Annotated in this window: 19 protein-coding genes and 1 pseudogene; 9 read left to right on the top strand and 11 right to left on the bottom strand. The window is 61.7% G+C overall.

Translation table 11 applies throughout. The features are described from left to right. Positions 1-163: 163 nt before the first annotated feature. Positions 164-1,147, top strand: coding sequence for an AraC family transcriptional regulator (locus ACTJKL_RS25440; protein WP_243016888.1), 984 nt, complete (start codon positions 164-166; stop codon positions 1,145-1,147). 68 nt (positions 1,148-1,215) lie between these two features. Here the strand turns inward: ACTJKL_RS25440 and ACTJKL_RS25435 are convergent, their stop codons facing one another. Next, positions 1,216-2,109: a LysR family transcriptional regulator gene (locus ACTJKL_RS25435; protein WP_440854101.1), complete on the bottom strand. Its 894-nt coding sequence runs from the start codon at positions 2,107-2,109 to the stop codon at positions 1,216-1,218. Between the two features lie 217 nt (positions 2,110-2,326). Here ACTJKL_RS25435 and ACTJKL_RS25430 point away from each other — a divergent pair, with 217 nt between their 5' ends. Further along, positions 2,327-3,229 (top strand): VOC family protein, encoded by a 903-nt coding sequence (locus ACTJKL_RS25430; protein WP_427142560.1) that lies wholly within the window; start codon positions 2,327-2,329, stop codon positions 3,227-3,229. A 152-nt stretch (positions 3,230-3,381) separates the two neighbouring features. Here ACTJKL_RS25430 and ACTJKL_RS25425 read toward each other — a convergent pair. The 8 genes and pseudogenes from ACTJKL_RS25425 to ACTJKL_RS25390 form a co-directional block, all read right to left on the bottom strand. Further along, positions 3,382-4,227 (bottom strand): annotated as a pseudogene (locus tag ACTJKL_RS25425) (transposase); the annotation flags it as partial. A 123-nt stretch (positions 4,228-4,350) separates the two neighbouring features. Next, entirely contained in the window at positions 4,351-4,635 is a 285-nt protein-coding gene (gene tnpB / locus ACTJKL_RS25420; RefSeq protein WP_440854100.1) for an IS66 family insertion sequence element accessory protein TnpB, read from the bottom strand. Next, a complete protein-coding gene (tnpA, locus tag ACTJKL_RS25415) occupies positions 4,616-5,074 on the bottom strand; it encodes an IS66-like element accessory protein TnpA (protein ID WP_243016892.1) in 459 nt (152 codons plus the stop codon). Before tnpA ends, tnpB begins: the two co-directional genes overlap by 20 nt. Positions 5,075-5,689: 615 nt before the next feature. Further along, the gene (gene folD / locus ACTJKL_RS25410; protein WP_243016893.1) at positions 5,690-6,586 is read right to left on the bottom strand and encodes a bifunctional methylenetetrahydrofolate dehydrogenase/methenyltetrahydrofolate cyclohydrolase FolD; all 897 of its coding nucleotides are present in this window, start codon (positions 6,584-6,586) and stop codon (positions 5,690-5,692) included. A 29-nt stretch (positions 6,587-6,615) separates the two neighbouring features. Then, entirely contained in the window at positions 6,616-7,143 is a 528-nt protein-coding gene (locus ACTJKL_RS25405) for a sarcosine oxidase subunit gamma family protein (protein WP_243016894.1), read from the bottom strand. A gap of 16 nt (positions 7,144-7,159) precedes the next feature. Next, a complete protein-coding gene (locus ACTJKL_RS25400) occupies positions 7,160-10,123 on the bottom strand; it encodes a sarcosine oxidase subunit alpha family protein (protein WP_440854099.1) in 2,964 nt (987 codons plus the stop codon). Further along, positions 10,120-10,395: a sarcosine oxidase subunit delta gene (locus tag ACTJKL_RS25395; RefSeq protein WP_024900018.1), complete on the bottom strand. Its 276-nt coding sequence runs from the start codon at positions 10,393-10,395 to the stop codon at positions 10,120-10,122. Before ACTJKL_RS25395 ends, ACTJKL_RS25400 begins: the two co-directional genes overlap by 4 nt. Positions 10,396-10,418: 23 nt before the next feature. Next, a complete protein-coding gene (locus tag ACTJKL_RS25390; RefSeq protein WP_440595081.1) occupies positions 10,419-11,669 on the bottom strand; it encodes a sarcosine oxidase subunit beta family protein in 1,251 nt (416 codons plus the stop codon). Positions 11,670-11,759: 90 nt separating this feature from the next. Here ACTJKL_RS25390 and ACTJKL_RS25385 point away from each other — a divergent pair, with 90 nt between their 5' ends. From ACTJKL_RS25385 to purU, 7 genes are all read left to right on the top strand, one after another. Then, complete coding sequence (locus ACTJKL_RS25385) at positions 11,760-12,734, top strand: GlxA family transcriptional regulator (protein ID WP_440854098.1); 975 nt, start codon at positions 11,760-11,762, stop codon at positions 12,732-12,734. 49 nt (positions 12,735-12,783) lie between these two features. Continuing rightward, positions 12,784-13,452 (top strand): type II toxin-antitoxin system RelB family anti-toxin, encoded by a 669-nt coding sequence (gene relB, locus ACTJKL_RS25380; protein ID WP_440854111.1) that lies wholly within the window; start codon positions 12,784-12,786, stop codon positions 13,450-13,452. A 90-nt stretch (positions 13,453-13,542) separates the two neighbouring features. Then, positions 13,543-14,448, top strand: coding sequence for a class II glutamine amidotransferase (locus ACTJKL_RS25375; protein ID WP_024900023.1), 906 nt, complete (start codon positions 13,543-13,545; stop codon positions 14,446-14,448). A 24-nt stretch (positions 14,449-14,472) separates the two neighbouring features. Continuing rightward, entirely contained in the window at positions 14,473-15,159 is a 687-nt protein-coding gene (locus tag ACTJKL_RS25370; RefSeq protein ID WP_024900024.1) for a GltB/FmdC/FwdC-like GXGXG domain-containing protein, read from the top strand. A 15-nt stretch (positions 15,160-15,174) separates the two neighbouring features. Next, positions 15,175-16,503, top strand: coding sequence for an FMN-binding glutamate synthase family protein (locus tag ACTJKL_RS25365; protein WP_440854097.1), 1,329 nt, complete (start codon positions 15,175-15,177; stop codon positions 16,501-16,503). Between the two features lie 90 nt (positions 16,504-16,593). Continuing rightward, entirely contained in the window at positions 16,594-17,901 is a 1,308-nt protein-coding gene (gene glnT, locus ACTJKL_RS25360; RefSeq protein ID WP_440854096.1) for a type III glutamate--ammonia ligase, read from the top strand. A 78-nt stretch (positions 17,902-17,979) separates the two neighbouring features. Beyond that, complete coding sequence (gene purU, locus ACTJKL_RS25355; RefSeq protein ID WP_440854095.1) at positions 17,980-18,864, top strand: formyltetrahydrofolate deformylase; 885 nt, start codon at positions 17,980-17,982, stop codon at positions 18,862-18,864. A 3-nt stretch (positions 18,865-18,867) separates the two neighbouring features. On the opposite strand, the gene ACTJKL_RS25350 is transcribed toward purU, so the two are convergent. Together ACTJKL_RS25350 and ACTJKL_RS25345 are read right to left on the bottom strand one after the other, a co-directional pair. Further along, a complete protein-coding gene (locus ACTJKL_RS25350; RefSeq protein ID WP_243016902.1) occupies positions 18,868-19,116 on the bottom strand; it encodes a hypothetical protein in 249 nt (82 codons plus the stop codon). 10 nt (positions 19,117-19,126) lie between these two features. After that, positions 19,127-19,804 carry a hypothetical protein gene (locus ACTJKL_RS25345; RefSeq protein ID WP_440854094.1) on the bottom strand — a complete coding sequence of 226 codons (678 nt, stop codon included), beginning with the start codon at positions 19,802-19,804 and terminating at the stop codon, positions 19,127-19,129. Positions 19,805-19,811: the final 7 nt, after the last annotated feature.

Genomic DNA, 19,811 nt, shown 5'->3' with positions numbered 1-19,811 from the left:
AGCGGTCGATTTAGGTCCTTTCTGGTGGAAGGGGCTGCGCGATCGTCGCAGCCTATTGCAGTTGAAATTGACCATGCGAAGCTTGTATCGCTAATCCCAACGCAGGCATATCGATGCCTGCGGCTTGAGGGCTATTCCTCCTGATCAGCATGAAGGCACGAAGATGATCCGAACATACCCAACCGATTGCATCGTTGCTGAAGGACGCGATCCGGAAAAGCTGTCGGCTGCTCTTTCGACCAATGATGTCAGGATAACGGCACAAGTTAACGACAGCGACTCTTTTTCGTTTCGGCTTGAGTATGTTAAGGCCGATGGAATCGTGATCGGCTGCTGCCGCTACGATGGTACATGCCAGATCAAGCGCGAAGGCTTGAGCAACCGGTATCAGATTTTTCTGCCAACTTACGGCCACACCCGCTTCATTGCCAGTGGCCGCGAAATCCTGACATCGTCAACCCAAGGTGCGATCCTCGACGGTACGGTCAATCAGGGCGCTGACTTTGCCGGCCCGCGCGGACATATCTTTTTGACCATTGAAGAGGCCTTTTTGAGAAGCCGGTTAAGCAGCTTGCTGTCTATCCCAGTTTCCGGAAATCTCGACTTTCGCCAGCAGATTGATCTTGTGGATGGACCCGGCCGAGACGTGGGGCTCATCGCCATCGCATTGCGGGATGGCCTTTGCGATAGCGGTACCCTTAAGAGTGCGCCAGTGGCTAGAAAAAACCTCACTGAGGCGCTTGTCAGTCTAATGCTTGAAGCGCTGCCGCATCGCTTTTCACCGTGGCTTGGACGTATCACACCGGCCATGCCACGGCACGTGAAGAGAGCGATCGAGTTCATGATCGCCAACATTGCGGAGCCTTTGACGCTTGATAAAATTGCCGCCGTAAGCGGAGTGAGTGAGAGGGCCCTTCAGATGGGCTTTCGGCAATTTAAAATGACGACGCCGATGGCCTATCTGCGATATCTGAGGCTTGAGGCCATGCATCAGGATCTCAAAGGTGGTCAACCCGGCATGGAACTGAAGGAGGTTGGCTTAAGGTGGGGGTTCCTCCACATGGGACGCATGGCAGCCGAATATCGCAGCCGATATGGCGAACTACCCTCAGAAACCTATAAACGAGCTCACGGAATGAATCACTGAACCGCTTCATCTTAGCGAGAAGTGTGCAAACGCGGCAACGCGCAGGGCCGCAACAGTGGTTTGCTGCACTATTGGGCGGAGAACTGCTCAATGAGCCACCGACCCGCCGGTCCGAGTGCACGGCCATTCTGATGTGCAATGACGAGGGGAAAGCCAGGCATTCTGGCGGATCCCTCCCAACGGTCAAGTTCCAATTCCACTAGTCGACCTGCGGCAATATCGTCTACGACAACAGACTTCGGCATAGATCCCCATCCGACCCCTTCCAAGATCAGTCTGTGCTTCGTTTGAATATCGCTAACGCGCCAGTGATTGACCGCGTGAACCCCGTAGTCGCGCCCCTTATCCGTTCCAAGCGCGGTGCCCAATACCAGTTGTGTGCAGTCAAGCAACATCGCCGCATTCAACTTTCCTCTGATCTTGCCTAGTGGATGGCCGGGTGCTGCAACCGCAATAAGGTCGACCCATCCGCATTGATGCCGCTGCAACTCCTTCGATAGTGGTTCATGCTCAGTCAGTAGTCCGATATCGGCGCTACCTTGGCATAGAGCTTCGATGGCAACGGAAAAGGAGACCGTCGATAGATGGACGCAAACGCGCGGGAAGCGCGTGTTGAACGCACCAAGGATCCGGCCGACAGGAACCTCCGTCGCGTAAGGTAACATGACGAGCGAGATTTCTGCCTCCAACCCCTGAGCGATACCGTGGGCATGCTGGCGCCAGTCCGCAATGTCGTGCAGGATGCGCCTAGCTCTGGGGAGCAAAGCAATTCCGGCCTCAGTCAACGTTGGGCGGTATGTTGACCGGTCAAAGAGTGCAAGCCCGCTTTGCTCCTCAAGCTTCTGTATAGCGTAGGTGATCGCCGATTGCGCCCGGGACAACTGTCGTGCGGCGGCGGCGAAACTGCCTTTCTCGACAACTGTCACGAAGACCGTGAATTGATCGATCGTCAGGGCGTCCATGGTGACTATCCCTCTCGCCGAGTGGTGAAGCTATTTTTGTGCATGTCATTCCAATTTTTTGAACTAGATGCTCGAAATTTAACTCATTTTTTTGAAGGGTATTCACAGTTATATGTCGTTTCCCAAAGCTGCACGCGCCGCGCCAGAAGTCTCGCCAATACGATCGTAAGCGCGGGGCCATGCAGGCGGCCCCGGGAAAAAGGAGACAGTAGCAACTATGGCCAGCACCGACTACTTCGATCACAACACTGCTCCCATTCAAATAGGTCTGGTTACACTTAAAGTGCGAAATCTACCACTCGTCTCAACCTTCTATCAGGAGGCACTCGGGCTTGAAGTGTTGTCGACCGGACCGGGCCAAGCCCTCCTAGGCGTGGACGGCTTCGCACTCCTCAGGCTTTCCGGTGACCCTAGCCTTGCTCCCCATGATCAACGAAACGCCCGTCTTTACCATGTCGCTTTCGCTCTGCCGAGCAGCAGGGATCTTGCACGATGGCTTCTTCATGCGATTGAAAAGCGGGTGCCGCTGCAGGGCACCTCGGACCACCACACGCACGAGGCGATCTATCTTGCCGACCCGGAGGGCAATGGCATTGAAATTTATGCTGACCGCCCGATGGCGCATTGGCAGGCGCAGGATGGCACGATCCTGACGACCAGTACTCCTCTCGACATCAATGATCTATTGGCTGCAGCCAATCTGACTTCCTGGCAGGGGCTGCCTTCGGGCAGCGTTATCGGCCATGTCCATCTTCGGGTGGATCAAACAGGCAAAGCCGAGCATTTTTTCGGCAAGGTTCTTGGCTTTGAAGTGTCATTGCAACTCCAGGGAGCATCCTTCTTCGCGCGGGGTGGCTACCACCATCAAGTTGCCTGCAACAACTGGGGCGGGCAATCCTTTGCAGGGCATCGTCAGAAAATGACAGGTCTGGAAACCTTCGAGATCATTGTGCGGCACAAACAAGAACTCCCACGGATCGCCGAGCGGGCAGAAGCCTCAGGAATCTACGTCGAATGGAACGAGAGCACTCTTTCGCTGCGCGATCCCTGGGACACTACGATCGTTCTGAAGAGTAAGGAAGGAGCAGATGCGCCTCAATGCCAAGTGGTCGAAGGCTGAAAACGCGAAGGTGCCGACGGATAGAGGGGATTGGCCGCCGAGCCGAACCGCTACAACTTCTAAAATAGTTGCGTTTAGTCTTGTCCATGGGCGGCTCCCTTCGTTTGAGATCTTAACAACCTCACTCTGGCACATTTCGATGCCGTTCGGGGCCGTCCACCCCAACACATGAAGGATGTGCTGGTGGCCTCCCTGTCCTTTTCCTTCAGCACCTGGACCGTCGTCTCGTCACCATGGATCAGCGGTTGCGATCTGAGCCGCCGTTTCAGCGCGTCATAGATGCGAGAGAGATGCCTCTCGCTCGAGCCGATCACCCAGTGACCCAGAGCACCACGGCTGACAGGAACGCCGGCGCGCTCGAAGGCCTGCGCCAGACGGTAGGGCGGTGTGCCATCGACATATTTGTGGACCAGTGCAAATGCCAGCGTCGAGGCCGTGGCGATGCTGCCCGGCAAGGGCTGCGCGGGCATTGGCGCGAGAACGACAGGCGTGTTGATGCCGGTCCGGTCGCAATGGCGGCAGGCGTACTTGAACCGCACATTTTGCAGGACCTTGGCCTTCACCTCGATATGGAGCTGCTCGGTGACGGCCTCACCCATGCGATGCATCTGATGACGGCAGCAAGGGCAGGCCTTCTGGTCGTCGGCAAGGTCATACTCGACACGCTCGCGCGGCAGGTGTTCCGGCAGGGGCTTGCGGCCACGCTTCTTGCCCTCCGGTTTCTCGATCGTCGCAAAACCGGTTTCCGGCAGGTCGAGACCTCGCCATCTTCTCCGCTGGCGTCGTCTTCATCGGCAACCTGCTCGGCTTCATCGAAGAACATGCTTTTCGCTCTTCGGCGCAAAACGATGCAGCCGCGCCAGCTCCAACTCTTCCTCGAGCTTGACCACGCGGGCGCTGAGCGCTTCTTCCTCAGCTTTCAGCGCGGCGATTTCGGCAGCATTTGCCGCCAACTGCGCCATCAGTTCTGCAACGCTTGGTTCGCCGGTTCGATTCATCGGATTCTTGAATCTGAACCGCACCACCGCGTCAACCGCAGAAGTTCAGAGTCGTCAGCCGGCGATCTGATATTGCCGCACAGGGTTGCGCACCATGGCGTCGATATCGATGCCGTCGAGAATTCAGTGAAGCTGCTCAGTCGAAAGCGTCACCACCGCCGTCTCCCGGCATGGCCATCTGAACCGATCTTCGGTCAATCGCTTCAGGACCATCACAAGCCCGGACCGATCGAAGAACAGGAGCTTCAGCCGGTCACGGCGGCGATTGCAAAAGGCAAAGACCGCAGGCGCAAACGGGTCGAGCTCCATCGTCTCCTGCACTAGGACCGCAAGGCTGTTGATGCCGGCGCGGAAGTCGATCGGTTCGCGGTGCAGGTAGACCTTGAGATCAGCGCCCAGTCTGAACATGGCCCAATGCTCCAATGACAGCCGTCAACCCATCCACATCTCTGCATTCCAGCGAAAGCTTCACGCCGTTTGGCAGCAATGCGCTGATTTCGGATAAACCTGACGGATGGCCCGTCTTCTCCAGTGATGCTCGTTGTTCTTCATCACACGTGACCGACATATCCAGCGAGCAGGTCCCGACAGGCAGGCTGCCGTCTACTGCCACGACCGGGATAAACGCCGAGCGTGGAGATACCGCCAGGGAGCCAGACTCCCTGGCCTCCTTGACACACTTGCGCAGTAGGTTGGCATTGATCCCATGCGTAAGCGCAAGGCCGGATATCGACACACCAGGTTCAAGGCAGGCCGCAACAAGCCGCGCCTTTGATCCTGGATCGTAGCGGCGTCGACCATCGCGCCCCACATGCCGCACACGCAGTTTCTGCTCTTCGTCACTCATATTTGGTGTCCACCTATTTTTAATGGACACTTCATGCGGCAGAGGCATCAACGAGAAAAGGCGCATGGAAATGAGCGCTTAGTGCGGCTGCAAAGCCGATGAAAGATAGTTGATGAAGGTTCAATACGGAGAAGAAGTGGCGAATCACTCTGACCCCGAGTCATGCGGGGCACATCGCGAGGTGTGCGTCGAAGCGTTGACAGTGGAAACCGGCAGGCCGGCCATTGAGCCGCGAAATGATCAATTCGGGATGCCGACGCTGTTAAGCGAAGGAAACGCGGATCGAGCTCACGCCTTCCAAGCTCGATCAGAACCTCGGGGCCTCCGCATCGTCGAGCTGCAAGCTAAACAGGAGACGATCGACATTCGTTCAGGAGAAGCTTCGCGCAAAGTTTGACGGATGCCGGAGGGTATTGATCGCAAACCCGGAGCCGTCAGAGAAAAGTCCACGCAACGCCGCAATCACAAGTCGATTCGGCTGCGAGCACTCGTTCCATGATTTTTCTGTGGCCTCCTTGACTAATCCGGGAAAACGCTGCCGCTGCCGACAGTTCCCGTACCCGAACCGAGGACAATCGTCGCTGCGCGACGAGACATGTCCACTGTGAGACGCAATCAGAACTTCGGCGGCGTCTGGCCGGCTTTGCGACAGGCCGCGATGACCGTATTGGCCATCAGCATGGCAATGGTCATCGGTCCGACGCCGCCCGGAACCGGCGTGATGACGCCGGCAACTTTGGCAACCTCGTCATAGGCGACGTCGCCGACGAGGCGCGACTTCCCCTCGCCCTTTTCCGAAGCCGGGATGCGGTTGATGCCGACATCGATGACGGTGGCTGCTGGCTTTACCCAATCCGCCTTGACCATTTCCGGGCGACCGACGGCGGCAACCAGGATATCGGCATTGCGGCAGACGCCGGCGAGGTCCTTGGTGCGCGAATGAGCGGTCGTGACAGTCGCATTGGCGGCAAGCAGCAGAGCCGACATCGGCTTGCCGAACAGGTTGGAGCGGCCGATCACCACCGCATTGAGACCGGACAGGTCCTCGCCATGGGTGCGGCGCACGAGGATCATCGCGCCGGCCGGCGTGCAGGAGACGAGACCGCCATCGAGATCGCCGGTCGCGACCTTGCCGGCATTGACGACATGCAGGCCGTCGACATCCTTTTCCGGCTTGATCGACTGAATGATCGGATCCGAATTCAAATGCCTGGGCAGCGGCAGTTGGACGAGGATGCCGTGGATGGTCTCGTCGGTGTTCAGCGTCTCCACGAGCGCGGCCAACTCTTCCTGCGTCGTATGTTCCGGCAGCGTATGCTGGATGGAGTTGAAACCGCATTCCTTCGACATGCGGCTCTTGGCGCCGACATAGGCGTGGCTTGCCGGATCATCGCCGACGATGACGACGGCGAGACCGGGCTTGACGCCGGCCTCGTTCTCCAGGGTCACCGTCGCGGCCTTCACAGCGTCAATCACGGAAGCGGCAACCTGCTTCCCATCGATAACTGGCATCCGATGTATATCCTTCGCTGACATCTCGCTTAGCTGAATTCGAGGCTCATGCGCACGAGATCGTCCCATAGACTTTCTGCAAAACCACGCAGAACGAGAAGCTCGAAACCATCATCCTCCATTCGCGTGACATGGGCAGCGATATGGCCAATGAGCGCCGTGGCCGACTGCCCGACGGGGAACGCGGCGTTCGACAGATCGATGGCCGTACCCTTGGCGAGGACATGGGCGGCCTGGGGCCCGCGCACGAGGATGCGCACGCGCCCATGGCTCTGGTCGATGACATCCGCCACCGGCCTCAGCTTTTCCGCGATTGCATCGAGATCCGCATAAGGCAGAGCCGTCGCACCCACGGCGAACCATTGGCCGACCGAGACGGAGCGAAGCGACAGGCCGGAGAGTGAAGCATCGCCGATAATCTCCGGCGAGCCGGTATCGGGACGCGCGAGGAGATGCAGGACCGTGCCCTCGGGAAGGGCTTCCAGACTGACACCGGTGCGCAGAACGGGCTTGCAATCGGCCAGGGCGGCGCGCTGCGTGACACGATAGGCTGACATCCAAATCCTCCCTCAATCAGGCGTGAAGCTTTTCATTGGCGGCATCGAAGGACACCGGATCGCAGATCCGGCCGGGCGTGAACTCGCCGCGCAGGCCGTTCCAGATCATAATTTCCTCGCCATGCCGTTCCGGCCCGCGGCGCACCAGCGCAAGGCCGATGGTAGAACCGACATGCGGTGAATAGCAGGTCGAGGTGACATAGCCTTGGTCGTTTTCCAGCGTGGGCGCGGCATTCTTGGCAAGGATGTGGGAACCAGTGCGGAAGCCCGCCGCGGGATCGAGCGGCACGATACCGACGAGCTGCGGCCGGTCCGGCGCATGCAGGCCCTCCCGCTCCAGCATCCGCTTGCCGATGAAGTCGGCCTTGGCGGCCGAGACCATGCGCGCGAAGCCGAGGTCCTTCGGCACCACCGTGCCGTTGATCTCGTTGTGGGTGACATGACCCTTCTCGATGCGCAGCACCGAGAGCGACTCGACGCCGTAAGGCTGGATGCCGTGTGCGGCGCCTGCCTGCATAATGGCGTCGGCAACGCTGTCGCCGTAGCCCGCCGGCACCGCCAGCTCATAGGCGAGCTCGCCGGAAAAGGAGATGCGGAACAGCCGTCCGCGTAGCTGCCCGCCGAAAAGCGAAACCTCGGCCGCGCCCAAGAACGGGAAGGCCTCGTTGGAAATATCCGTATCGACGATCGCCTGCAGGATCTGCCGCGACTTCGGGCCGGCAACGGCCATCTGCGCCCACTGGTCGGTGACGGAGGCGAGGCGCACGTCGAGATCGGGCCAGAGAGCCTGCGCACAGAACTCCAGATGGTTCATCACGCCGGCGGCATAGGCCGTCGTCGTCGTCATGAAGTATCGGTTTTCCTCCAGGCGGCTGGTCGTGCCGTCGTCATAGATCATGCCATCTTCGCGCAGCATGAGGCCATAACGCGCCTTGCCGACGGGCAGCTTGAGGAAGGCATTGCAATAGACGCGGTTGAGGAATTCAGCGGCATCCTTGCCGGTGATCTCGATCTTGCCGAGCATCGAGACGTCGCAGATGCCGGCATTCTTGCGGACGTTCAGGACTTCCCGGTCGACGCTTTCGCGCCAGGTCGTCTCGCCATCGCGCGGGAACCACGACGAGCGATACCACAGGCCGGTCTCGACGAATGTCGCGCCGTTCCGGCTTGCCCAGCCATGCAGCGGCGACTTGCGCACCGGCTGGAAATGCTTGCCGTGCGAAGGCCCGGTCAGCGCGCCGAACGAGACAGGCGTGTAGAAGGGGCGGAAGGTCGTCGTCCCTACTTCTGCGGGTGATACGCCGCGCGCTTGGGCCAGAAGCGCGATCGCATTGACATTCGACAGCTTGCCCTGGTCCGTCGCCATGCCGTTCGTCGTGTAGCGCTTGGCAAGTTCCACGTGACCGTAACCTTCGCGAACGGCAAGCCCGAGATCCTTGCGATGCACGTCGTTCTGATAATCGACGAAGGCCTTGCCGCGCACGCCGGGAATTGACCAGAGCGGCTTGGCGACTGCGCTCGGATCGTCGGCCACGGCCGGAACGGTCGCGCGCTTCGCGCTGTAGCCAAGAGCCTCGGCGCGCTCGGCGCCCTTGGCGAAACCATGCTGCAGGCAGGCGCCGAGCCCGTCGATATTGGCGGCAGCGCCGGCAAGTGTCAGGCCCTTGAGGTTGGACGGAGCCAGAAAAACGCTCGATGAGGCGTTCCATTCCGGCCTGCCGCCGCGATGGCAGGCAAGGCTGATGACAGGGTTGAAGCCGCCCGACATCGCCAGGGCATCGACGGCAAGCTTTTGCGTGCGTCCGGCGATCGTGACCGAAATCGACGACAGGCTCTTGCCGCCATGCGCATCCGACACCACGGCGCCCTTGATGATCTTCGCCGTGCCGGCATATCGGAAGCCAGCGCCTTCGGCCCTGCTGTCGATGATGACGACATCGCTCGCGCCGACGGCTTCGAGATCACGCGCCAGCGCATAGCCGCTGTCATTGGTCGTGAAGATCGCCACCTTCCTTCCGGGCGCGACAGCATAGCGGTTGAGATAGCTGCGCATGGCGCCCGCCATCATCACGCCGGGAATATCATTGCCGCCGAAGACGAGAGGCCGTTCCTCCGCACCGGTCGCCAGCAGCGCCTCCCTGGCGACGATGCGCCAGAGCCGCTCGACGGGAAGCCGCTCCAGCGGCGCCTGCACATGCTTCTGCACACGCTCGACGGCACCGAAGACATTTCCGTCATACCAGCCGAAGACCGTGGTGCGCGGCATCACGGTGACGTTCGAAAGGGATGCGAGTTCGGCAAGCGCGGCTGCAACGAAGTCCGTCGCACGCTCGTCGCCGATACGGGCCGTCTCCGAAAGCAGGCCGCCGCCGCAGCGCGAATGCTCATCGACCAGAATGACCCTGGCGCCGGCACGACCGGCGGCAAGGGCGGCTGCAAGGCCGGTTGCACCGGCACCCACCACGAGCAGGTCACAGTGGATCCAGGCCTTCTCATAGCCGTCCGGATCCGCCTCGTAGCTTGCCCGGCCGAGACCGGCGGCGCGGCGGATGAAGGGCTCGTAGAGCTTTTCCCAAAGGGCGGCCGGCCACATGAAGGTCTTGTAGTAGAAGCCGGCGCTGAGAAAGGGCGACAGCAGGCTGTTGAGGGCGCCGATGTCGAGATCGAGCGACGGCCAGCGGTTCTGGCTCACCGCTTCGAGCCCATCGTAGAGTTCCTGCATGGTGGCGCGGGTGTTCGGCTCCGTGCGGCCACCCCGGCCGATCGTCATCAGCGCATTCGGCTCCGCGCTGCCCGCCGTCAGGACACCGCGCGGGCGGTGATACTTGAAACTGCGGCCGACCAGCAGGCGGCCGTTTGCCAGCAGCGCCGAGGCAAGGCTGTCACCGGCAAAGCCGCCGAGCGTCTTGCCGTCGAAGGAGAAGGAAAGCGGCCGCGACCGGTCGATCAGGCCGCCGGAGGAGAGGCGAAAGGGCGTCATGGGGTCACCTCGCCGCGACGATCGGCGGCATCACGGGTCGCGTGGATGTCATGGGTTGCGGTGTCGCGCTCGACCACCAGCCACCGGCGGCAGCCGGATGTGTGATGCCAGTATTCGCGGTAGGCGCCGCGCGGGTTGTCACGCAGATAGACGAAATCGAACCAGACCTCCTGGGACGCATCCGCGGCGGGGCGCGGCAACGCGGCGCCCTTGACGGTGAACTCTTCCTTCGGGCGTGGTCCGCAATGCGGGCAGGTGACGAGGCTGGCCATTTCGGTGTCCTTGGTCGGGCAAACTAGTGAAGGTTCGGCTGGGCGCCCTGGCCCTTCTCATCGATGAGATAGCCGCGCTCGAACCGGTCGAGACGCATCTGCCGGGTCGTGGCGTGCGAAACGTCTTTCGCGATGAGATGGGCAAAGCAGAAGCCGGAGGCAGGCGTCGCCTTGAAGCCGCCGTAGCACCAGCCGGCATTCAGATAGAGATTGTCGGTCGGCGTCTTGTCGATGATCGGCGTGCCGTCCATCGACATGTCCATGATGCCGCCCCAGGAGCGCAGCACGCGAATGCGCGACAGCGCGGGGATCATCGCCTTTCCGGCTTCCGCGACATGCTCGACGGTCGCGAGATTGCCGCGCTGGGCATAGGAATTGTAGCCGTCGATGTCGCCGCCGAAGACCAGCCCGCCCTTGTCTGACTGGGAAACGTAGAAATGGCCGGCACCGAAGGTCACGACGCAATCGATGAACGGCTTCAGCCCCTCAGAAACGAATGCTTGCAGGACATGGCTTTCGATCGGCAGCTTCATGTCCGCCATCTGGGCGACGCGCGAGGAATTGCCGGCCGCCGCAAGGCCGAGCTTGCCGCAACCGATGAAGCCGCGCGTCGTCTCGACGCCGGTGACGCGGCCGTTCTCACGGCGAATGCCCGTCACCTCGCAGTTCTGGATGATATCGACGCCGCGGCTATCGGCTCCGCGCGCATAGCCCCAGGCAACGCCGTCGTGGCGCACCGTGCCGCCGCGGCGCTGGATCAGGCCGCCCTGGATCGGGAAGCGGGCATTGTCGAAATCGAGGAAGGGCAGCATCGCCTTGATCGCCGCACGGTCGAGCAGTTCGGCATCCACCCCGTGCAGGCGCATCGCGTTGCCGCGCCGTGTATAGGCGTCGCGCTGGGCGTCGGAATGGTAGAGATTGACGACACCGCGCTGGGACACCATGGCGTTGAAATTGAAATCCTGCTCCAGCCCCTCCCAGAGCTTCATCGAAAATTCATAGAAGGGATTGTTGCCTTCGAGCAGGTAGTTCGAACGGATGATCGTCGTGTTGCGGCCGACATTGCCGGACCCGATATAGCCCTTTTCAAGCACGGCGACATTGGTGATGCCGAACTCCTTGGCAAGATAATAGGCCGTTGCCAGACCGTGACCACCACCGCCCACGATGATGACGTCATAGCGGGCTTTGGGTTGCGGGTCGCGCCAGGCGGGGCGCCAGGAACGATTGCCCGTCAGTCCGTTCAGGAGAATGGATAAAGCAGAATAGCGCATGGTCAGGCCTCGACGATCACAGGCCCGAGCCTAGTCGCCGTTTAGACGGCAGACTTTCAAAAATAGGACGCCATGATATAGATTTGGGCCATGACTGCGTTTGACACGAGAAAAACCCAGAGGATCGGATTTCTGCTCGTGCAGAATTTCGCCCTGATGTCCTATGCCTCCGCCGTGGAGCCCCTGCGGGCGGCAAATCTCATTGCCGGCCTCGATCTCTACAGCGCGCTACCCCTGTCTCTTCATGGCAGACCGGTTGCGAGTTCTTCAGGCCTGACCGTCGAATGCACGGAACTGACCGCGCTCGGCGAAACCTGCCACACGGTCTTCGTCTGCGCAGGCGGTAATCCCAAGGACTGGAGCACCGTCGAGGATGCCCATCCGGTCCTGCGGCGCCTTGCGCGAAAAGGCGTTCGCATCGGCGGCATATCGAGCGGCGCCTATGTTCTTGCGGCTGCGGGCCTGCTCGACAACCGCGACTTCACCATCCACTGGGAACATGCCGGCCTGTTGAAGGAGGCCTTTCCCGCCCTCGCACCACGCCAGGCCCGATACGTGATCGACGGCGACCGTGTCACCTGCGCCGGCGGCGTCGCGCCGCTCGATCTCATGCACGCCATGATCAGCGAACGTATGGGCGCGCATTTTTCCCGGCGCGTCAGCGACTGGTATCTGCATACGGCGGTGGCCGAACCCGGCGCTCCGCAGCGCGGGTCCCTGCCCGAACGGTTCGGCACGCACCATCCTGCGCTTCTGGCCGTCCTGGAGAAAATGGAAGCGACGATCGAAATGCCGCTCGATCGTGCAGCCATGGCAAAGCTTGCCGGCGTCAGTGTCCGTCATCTCGACCGCCTGTTTGCCGAGCATATGGCGGGCGGCTTCCTGGAAACCTACCGCAACATCCGTCTCGACCATGCCCGGCGCCTGCTGGAGCAAAGCCCGCTTTCCGTGGCGGAAATCGCCTTCGCCACGGGTTTTTCGGGGGCCGCGCATCTGTCGACCGCCTTTAAGGCGCGATTTGGCCAGACACCGACGGCGCTGCGCACGAGATTTTCCTACGAGTGAGCGATATTTTCCTGTAGGGAATTTTTTTACCATGAAGAGCGGGTGGGCCATGGCCAGCGGCAAGCAGATCTCCAAGAAGGCGCAGAACGCCCTGTCCCAGAACCCGCACGCGGTGCGCGAGCCGCGCGAGAAGAACCTTGAAATGGCGATCGGGCACGAGGTCCGGGCCTATCGCAAGAAGCTCGGCATTACCGGCGCCGATCTCGCCGCCGCGACCGGCATGTCGGTCGGCGCGCTCTCGAAGATAGAGAACGGCAACGTCTCGCCATCGCTGACAACCCTGCAGTCCCTCTCCAAGGCCCTTGGCGTCCCGCTCACGGCGTTCTTCCGGCGCTTCGAGGAACCGCGCAACGCGACCTTCGTCAAGGCGGGTGAGGGCGTGAAGATCGAGCGCCGCGGCACGCGCGCCGGCCACCAGTACAGCCTGCTCGGTCATATCGACAACAATTCGAGCGGCGTGACGGTGGAACCTTATCTCATCACGCTCACGACCGAGTCGGACATCTTTCCGACCTTCCAGCACGAGGGCATGGAATTCCTCTACATGCTCGACGGCGTCGTGGTTTACCGCCATGGCGACCAACTGTTCAAGATGGAGGCGGGCGACAGCCTGTTCTTCGACGCGGATGCACCGCACGGCCCCCAGGAACTGGTGAAGCTTCCGGCGCGCTATCTCTCCATCATCAGCTATCCGAAACAGGGCAGCAGTCCCGGCTAAAGTTGCCTCACACGAAATTTTTATTCCTATCAGTTGATTGATCGAAAGCCCCATGGTAGCCATTTGTCACAGCGACAAATGGAGGCACCTATGTGTGGCATTGTTGGATTGTTCCTCAAAGACAAGAGCCTCGAACCGCAGCTCGGAACGCTGCTGTCCGACATGTTGATCACGATGACCGATCGCGGCCCGGATTCGGCCGGCATTGCGATTTACGGATCACCGGCTGACGGAAAAGCGAAGGTCACCCTGCAGTCGGCAAAGCCCGAGGTCGATTTCCGCGGGCTCGACAAGGATCTCGCCGCCGCCGGCATCGACGCCAGCGTGACCGTCAAGAGTACCCACGCCGTCGTCGAGATCGCCGCCGGCGCCATCGCGGCAACCCGCGCGGCCATCGCCTCGATCCGGCCGGATATCCGGGTCATGGGCTCGGGCGACAGCGTCGAGATCTACAAGGAAACCGGCCTTCCCAAGGATGTCGTGGCGCGCTTTGACGTGCGCTCGATGGGCGGCACGCACGGCATCGGCCATACCCGCATGGCCACAGAAAGCGCCGTGACGACGCTGGGCGCGCATCCGTTCTCGACGGGCGCCGACCAGTGCCTCGTCCACAACGGATCCCTGTCCAACCACAACAACCTGCGTCGCGAGCTCATCCGCGAAGGCATGACCTTCGAGACGCAGAACGACACCGAAGTGGCGGCCGCCTATCTCACGGCGGAGATGGCCAAGGGCAAGGATCTCGGTCAGGCGCTGGAAGGCGCGCTTGATGATCTCGACGGCTTCTTCACCTTCGTCGTCGGCACGAAATCCGGCTTCGGCGTCGTGCGCGACCCGATCGCCTGCAAGCCCGCCGTGATGGCCGAGACGGACCAGTATGTCGCCTTCGGCTCGGAGTATCGCGCGCTCGTCAACCTGCCGGGCATCGAGGATGCACGCGTCTGGGAGCCCGAGCCGTCGACCGTCTACTTCTGGGACCACGAAAAAGCTGCGTGACCGGCCAAACGAGAAAGCCCTGCAATGCCTGTATTTGACCTTTCCAAAACGCCCTTGCGCGAACTCAACAGCGCCCTCCATGCCCTTTCCAAGGGCGCCAACGACACCGCGTTCGAGGTCGTCAATCCGCGCGGCAGCCATGCGGTTGCGGTCGGCATCGACAGTCCCGTCAGCGTCGAGGTCCGCGGTTCGGTCGGCTATTACTGCGCCGGCATGAACGACGGCGGCACCGTAACCGTCAAGGGTTCCGCCGGTCCCGGCGTCGCCGAGAACATGATGTCGGGCACCGTCGTCATCGAAGGCGACGCCAGCCAGTATGCCGGCGCCACCGGCCGCGGCGGCCTGCTCGTCATCAAGGGCAATGCCGCCTCGCGTTGCGGCATCTCGATGAAGGGCATCGATATCGTCGTGCATGGCAATATCGGCCACATGTCCGCCTTCATGGGGCAGTCCGGCCATCTCATTGTGCTCGGCGATGCCGGTGATGCGCTCGGGGACTCTCTCTACGAGGCGAAACTTTTCGTGCGCGGCACGGTCAAGAGCCTTGGCGCGGACTGCATCGAGAAGGAACTGCGGCCGGAACATCTGGAGAAGCTCGCCGAGCTTCTCGAAAAGGCCGGCGTCACCGGCGTCAAGCCGGAGGAGTTCAAGCGCTACGGCTCGGCCCGCACGCTCTACAATTTCAACATCGACAACGCTGACGCGTACTAAGGCAGGGACAGACCGATGAGCTATCACAACCCCTATACCCCGCCGCGCAAGTCAGCGACCTTTGACGACTATACGCTCGCTGAAATCCGCCGTGCGGCGGCGACCGGCATCTACGATATTCGCGGCGCCGGCACCAAGCGCAAGGTGCCGCATTTCGACGACCTGCTGTTTCTCGGCGCGTCCATCTCGCGCTATCCGCTGGAAGGCTATCGCGAGAAGTGCGACACGTCGGTGGTGCTCGGCTCGCGCTTCGCCAAGAAGCCGATCACGCTGAAGACACCCATCACCATTGCCGGCATGTCCTTCGGCGCGCTGTCGGGCAATGCCAAGGAGGCGCTTGGCCGCGGCGCGACCATTGCCGGCACATCCACGACGACGGGCGATGGCGGCATGACGGACGAGGAGCGCGGCCATTCGCAGACGCTCGTCTACCAGTACCTGCCATCGCGCTACGGCATGAACCCCAAGGACCTGCGCCGCGCAGATGCCATCGAGGTGGTTGTCGGCCAGGGTGCCAAGCCCGGCGGCGGCGGCATGCTGCTCGGCCAGAAGATTTCCGATCGTGTCGCCAACATGCGCAACCTGCCCAAGGGCATCGACCAGCGCTCGGCCTGCCGCCATCCCGACTGGACCGGCCCGGACGACCTGGAAATCAAGATCCTCGAACTGCGCGAAATCACCGACTGGGAAAAGCCGATCTACGTCAAGGTCGGCGGCGCGCGCCCCTACTACGATACCGCGCTCGCCGTCAAGGCCGGGGCTGACGTCGTCGTGCTCGACGGCATGCAGGGTGGCACCGCGGCGACCCAGGACGTCTTCATCGAGAATGTCGGCATGCCGACGCTCGCCTGCATCCGCCCGGCCGTCCAGGCACTGCAGGATCTCGGCATGCACCGCAAGGTGCAGCTGATCATCTCGGGCGGCGTTCGCTCGGGTGCCGACGTCGCCAAGGCGCTGGCGCTCGGCGCCGATGCCGTCGCCATCGGCACGGCCGCACTCGTCGCCATCGGTGACAACGACCCGCACTGGGAAGAGGAATACCAGAAGCTGGGCACCACCGCCGGCGCTTACGACGACTGGCATGAGGGCAAGGATCCGGCCGGCATCACCACACAGGATCCCGAGCTGATGAAGCGGCTCGATCCGATCATCGCCGGCCGCCGCCTGGCCAACTACCTGAAGGTCATGACGCTGGAAGCGCAGACGATCGCGCGCGCCTGCGGCAAGAACCACCTGCACAATCTCGAACCGGAAGACCTCGTCGCGCTCACAATCGAGGCCTCCGCCATGGCACAGGTGCCGCTTGCCGGCACCAGCTGGATCCCCGGCAAGGGAGGGTTCTGACCATCGCTCGATACCCGTCGTCGCCTGATCCTCCCAAGGCAGGCGGCGGCATCTCATGAAAGTGTCTGGATAATCCAAAAGGGGAACACGGTGACACTCGATCTTGCAAGCTACGCCAGGGAGAACGGCGTCAAATTTTTTATGATTAGTTATACTGACCTCTTCGGCAGCCAGCGGGCCAAGCTCGTTCCGGCCGAAGCCATTGCCGACATGCAGCAGGATGGTGCCGGCTTTGCCGGTTTTGCGACCTGGCTCGACCTGACGCCCGCCCATCCCGACCTTTTCGCCGTGCCGGATGCCTCCTCTGTCATCCAGCTGCCCTGGAAGAAGGATGTCGCCTGGGTCGCCGCGGATTGCGCGATGGAAGGACAGCCCGTCGACCAGGCGCCACGCGTCGTGCTCAAGAAGCTTGTCGCGGAAGCCGCCAAGGAGGGCCTGCGGGTCAAGACCGGCGTCGAACCGGAATTCTTCCTCATCTCTCCCGACGGCTCGAAGATTTCCGACGACTTCGATACCGCCGAAAAGCCCTGCTACGACCAGCAGGCGGTGATGCGCCGCTACGACGTCATCGCCGAGATCTGCGGCTATATGCTGGAACTCGGCTGGAAGCCCTATCAGAACGACCACGAGGACGCGAACGGCCAGTTCGAGATGAACTGGGAATATGACGACGTCCTCCAGACCGCCGACAAACATTCCTTCTTCAAGTTCATGGTGAAGTCCGTCGCCGAAAAGCACGGCCTTCGCGCGACCTTCATGCCCAAGCCCTTCAAAGGCCTGACGGGCAATGGTTGCCATGCGCATATTTCCGTCTGGGACCTCGACGGCAAGGTCAACGCCTTTGCCGACAAGGCCATGCCGTTCGGCCTGTCCGCAAAGGGCAAGACCTTCCTCGGCGGCATCATGAAACATGCCTCCGCCCTTGCGGCGATCACCAACCCGACCGTCAACTCCTACAAGCGCATCAACGCACCGCGCACGATTTCCGGTGCGACCTGGGCGCCGAACACCGTCACCTGGACCGGCAACAACCGCACGCACATGGTGCGCGTGCCCGGTCCCGGCCGCTTTGAACTGCGGCTGCCCGACGGCGCGGTGAACCCCTATCTCCTGCAGGCGATCATCATCGCGGCCGGCCTTTCCGGCCTGTGCTCCAACGCCGATCCGGGGCCGCACCATGATATCGACATGTATCGGGAAGGCCACACGGTCACGAATGCGCCGAAACTGCCGCTCAACCTGCTCGATGCGCTGCGCGAATACGAGAAGGACGAAGCACTGCAGGCGGCGCTGGGCACGGAGTTTTCCGCCGCCTACATCAAGCTGAAGAAGAGCGAATGGAACACCTACTGCGCCCAGTTCACGGCCTGGGAACACGCCACCACGCTTGACATCTAGTCCCCGAGCCACCCCTGTGGCCGTTTTCCCCGCGTCGACAGGCGCGGGGATTTTTCACTTATCGCGAGGAGATCCGATTTGACGACCTTCGTCCTGACCGTCACCTGCCCGTCCACCCGCGGCATCGTCGCCGCGATTTCCGGTTTTCTCGCGGATATGGCGTGCAATATCGTCGACAGTTCGCAGTTCGACGATCTCGGTTCGGGCCGCTTCTTCATGCGCATCTCCTTCATTTCGGAGGAGGGAAAAACGGAAAAGGACCTGCGCGGAGGACTGAAGCCGATTGCCGAGCGGTTTTCGATGGAGACGGAGCTTTACGATCAGGAAAGGCGCATGAAAGTGCTCCTGATGGTTTCCCGTTTCGGCCATTGCCTGAACGACCTGCTCTACCGCTGGAAGATCGGCGCCCTGCCGATCGAGATCGTCGGCGTCGTCTCCAACCACTTCGACTACCAGAAGGTCATCGTCAACCACGACATCCCCTTCCACCACATCCCTGTGACGAAGGAAAACAAGCCGCAGGCGGAAGCCAAGATCATGGAGATCGTCGAGACGACCGGCACCGAGCTCGTCGTGCTGGCGCGCTACATGCAGGTGCTCTCCGATACGATGTGCCAGCGCATGTCGGGCCGGATCATCAACATCCACCACTCGTTCCTGCCGAGCTTCAAGGGCGCCAATCCCTACAAGCAGGCCTATCAGCGCGGCGTGAAGCTGATCGGTGCAACCGCGCATTATGTGACGGCGGATCTCGACGAAGGTCCGATCATCGAACAGGACACCGTGCGCGTCACCCACGCCCAGTCCGCGGAGGACTATGTATCGCTCGGACGCGACGTGGAGGCACAGGTCCTTGCCCGCGCCGTCCATGCCCACATCCATCACCGCGTGCTCTTGAACGGCAGCCGCACCGTCGTCTTCCCGCCGAGTCCAGGAAGTTTCGCGTCCGAGCGCATGGGCTGACTGTCAGGCCATGCGCAAGCGCGCGCGCCTGTAGGCCTCCGGTATGGACAAGGCCCACACGAACAGGCCGCCGGCATGGCGGCCTATGAAGGAATGTTCCGGCGTCGTCGTGAGATAGGACAGGATCGCGAACATCAGCACGAAAAGCGCAAAACAGAGGCCGCGGCGGGTTTCGCCCAGGAGCACGTGACCGCCGCCGGGCAAGAGCACGGCGGCCGCGAGTACGGAATACGGGTTGATGGCCTTGCGCATGTTCATTCCTTCAGCCTGCCTGGCGAATTGTGCTGCCTGAGGCAAGCTCACGCAGATCGACGGCGACGCCAAGCGCCTTTTGCAGGCCGGACACCGCAATCGCCTGGATCGAGAACCGCGCCTGCCGCAACAGGAGATGCGATGCCGGCTCGCCCTGCGCGGCCTGAACAACGATCCTGACAAAATCGGCGCCGACGACCAGTTCCTTGACCGTCTTGTCGGCGGTGAAGCCGACGATACCGCGGCGCAATCCCTCCCAGCAGGCATCCTCCGACCCGGCATTGCCGCGCATGAGGGCTGGCACGTCCGATGGCGGCGGGGCGATCCAGTCCGTGAAATCATGCACGACGGAGTAGAACTCGGCGCCCGTCGGCCGTGCAAGAAGGCCAAGCGACGGCAGCGCGGGCAGATCCTGGAAGAGCGTCACGCGCAGCCACAATTGAGGAAGCCGGCGCGTGATCAGCGTGTCCGTGATCACCTCCAGCTTGACCGGCGTGCCGTCTGCCATGCGGCCGAGCACGATCGGGTGCCCGTCGGCCGCATGGGTGAAGCGCGCGTCGTCCAGAAGATCGCCCACCTGGTCGAGCAGGCCCCGTCTTTGCGTCATGCTCTTGCGTTGCTCCCGGCTTGCCACCCAGAGCACGCAAAAGCATCCGATGCACAGGATCACGATTGTCTGCCAGACCATGGAAGCC

Source organism: Sinorhizobium sp. 22678 (assembly GCF_052044265.1).
GTDB classification, from domain to species: Bacteria; Pseudomonadota; Alphaproteobacteria; order Rhizobiales; family Rhizobiaceae; genus Sinorhizobium; species Sinorhizobium meliloti_A.
The sequence above is the reverse complement of the archived record's forward strand: the minus strand, read 5'-3'. Positions and strand labels throughout refer to the sequence as shown.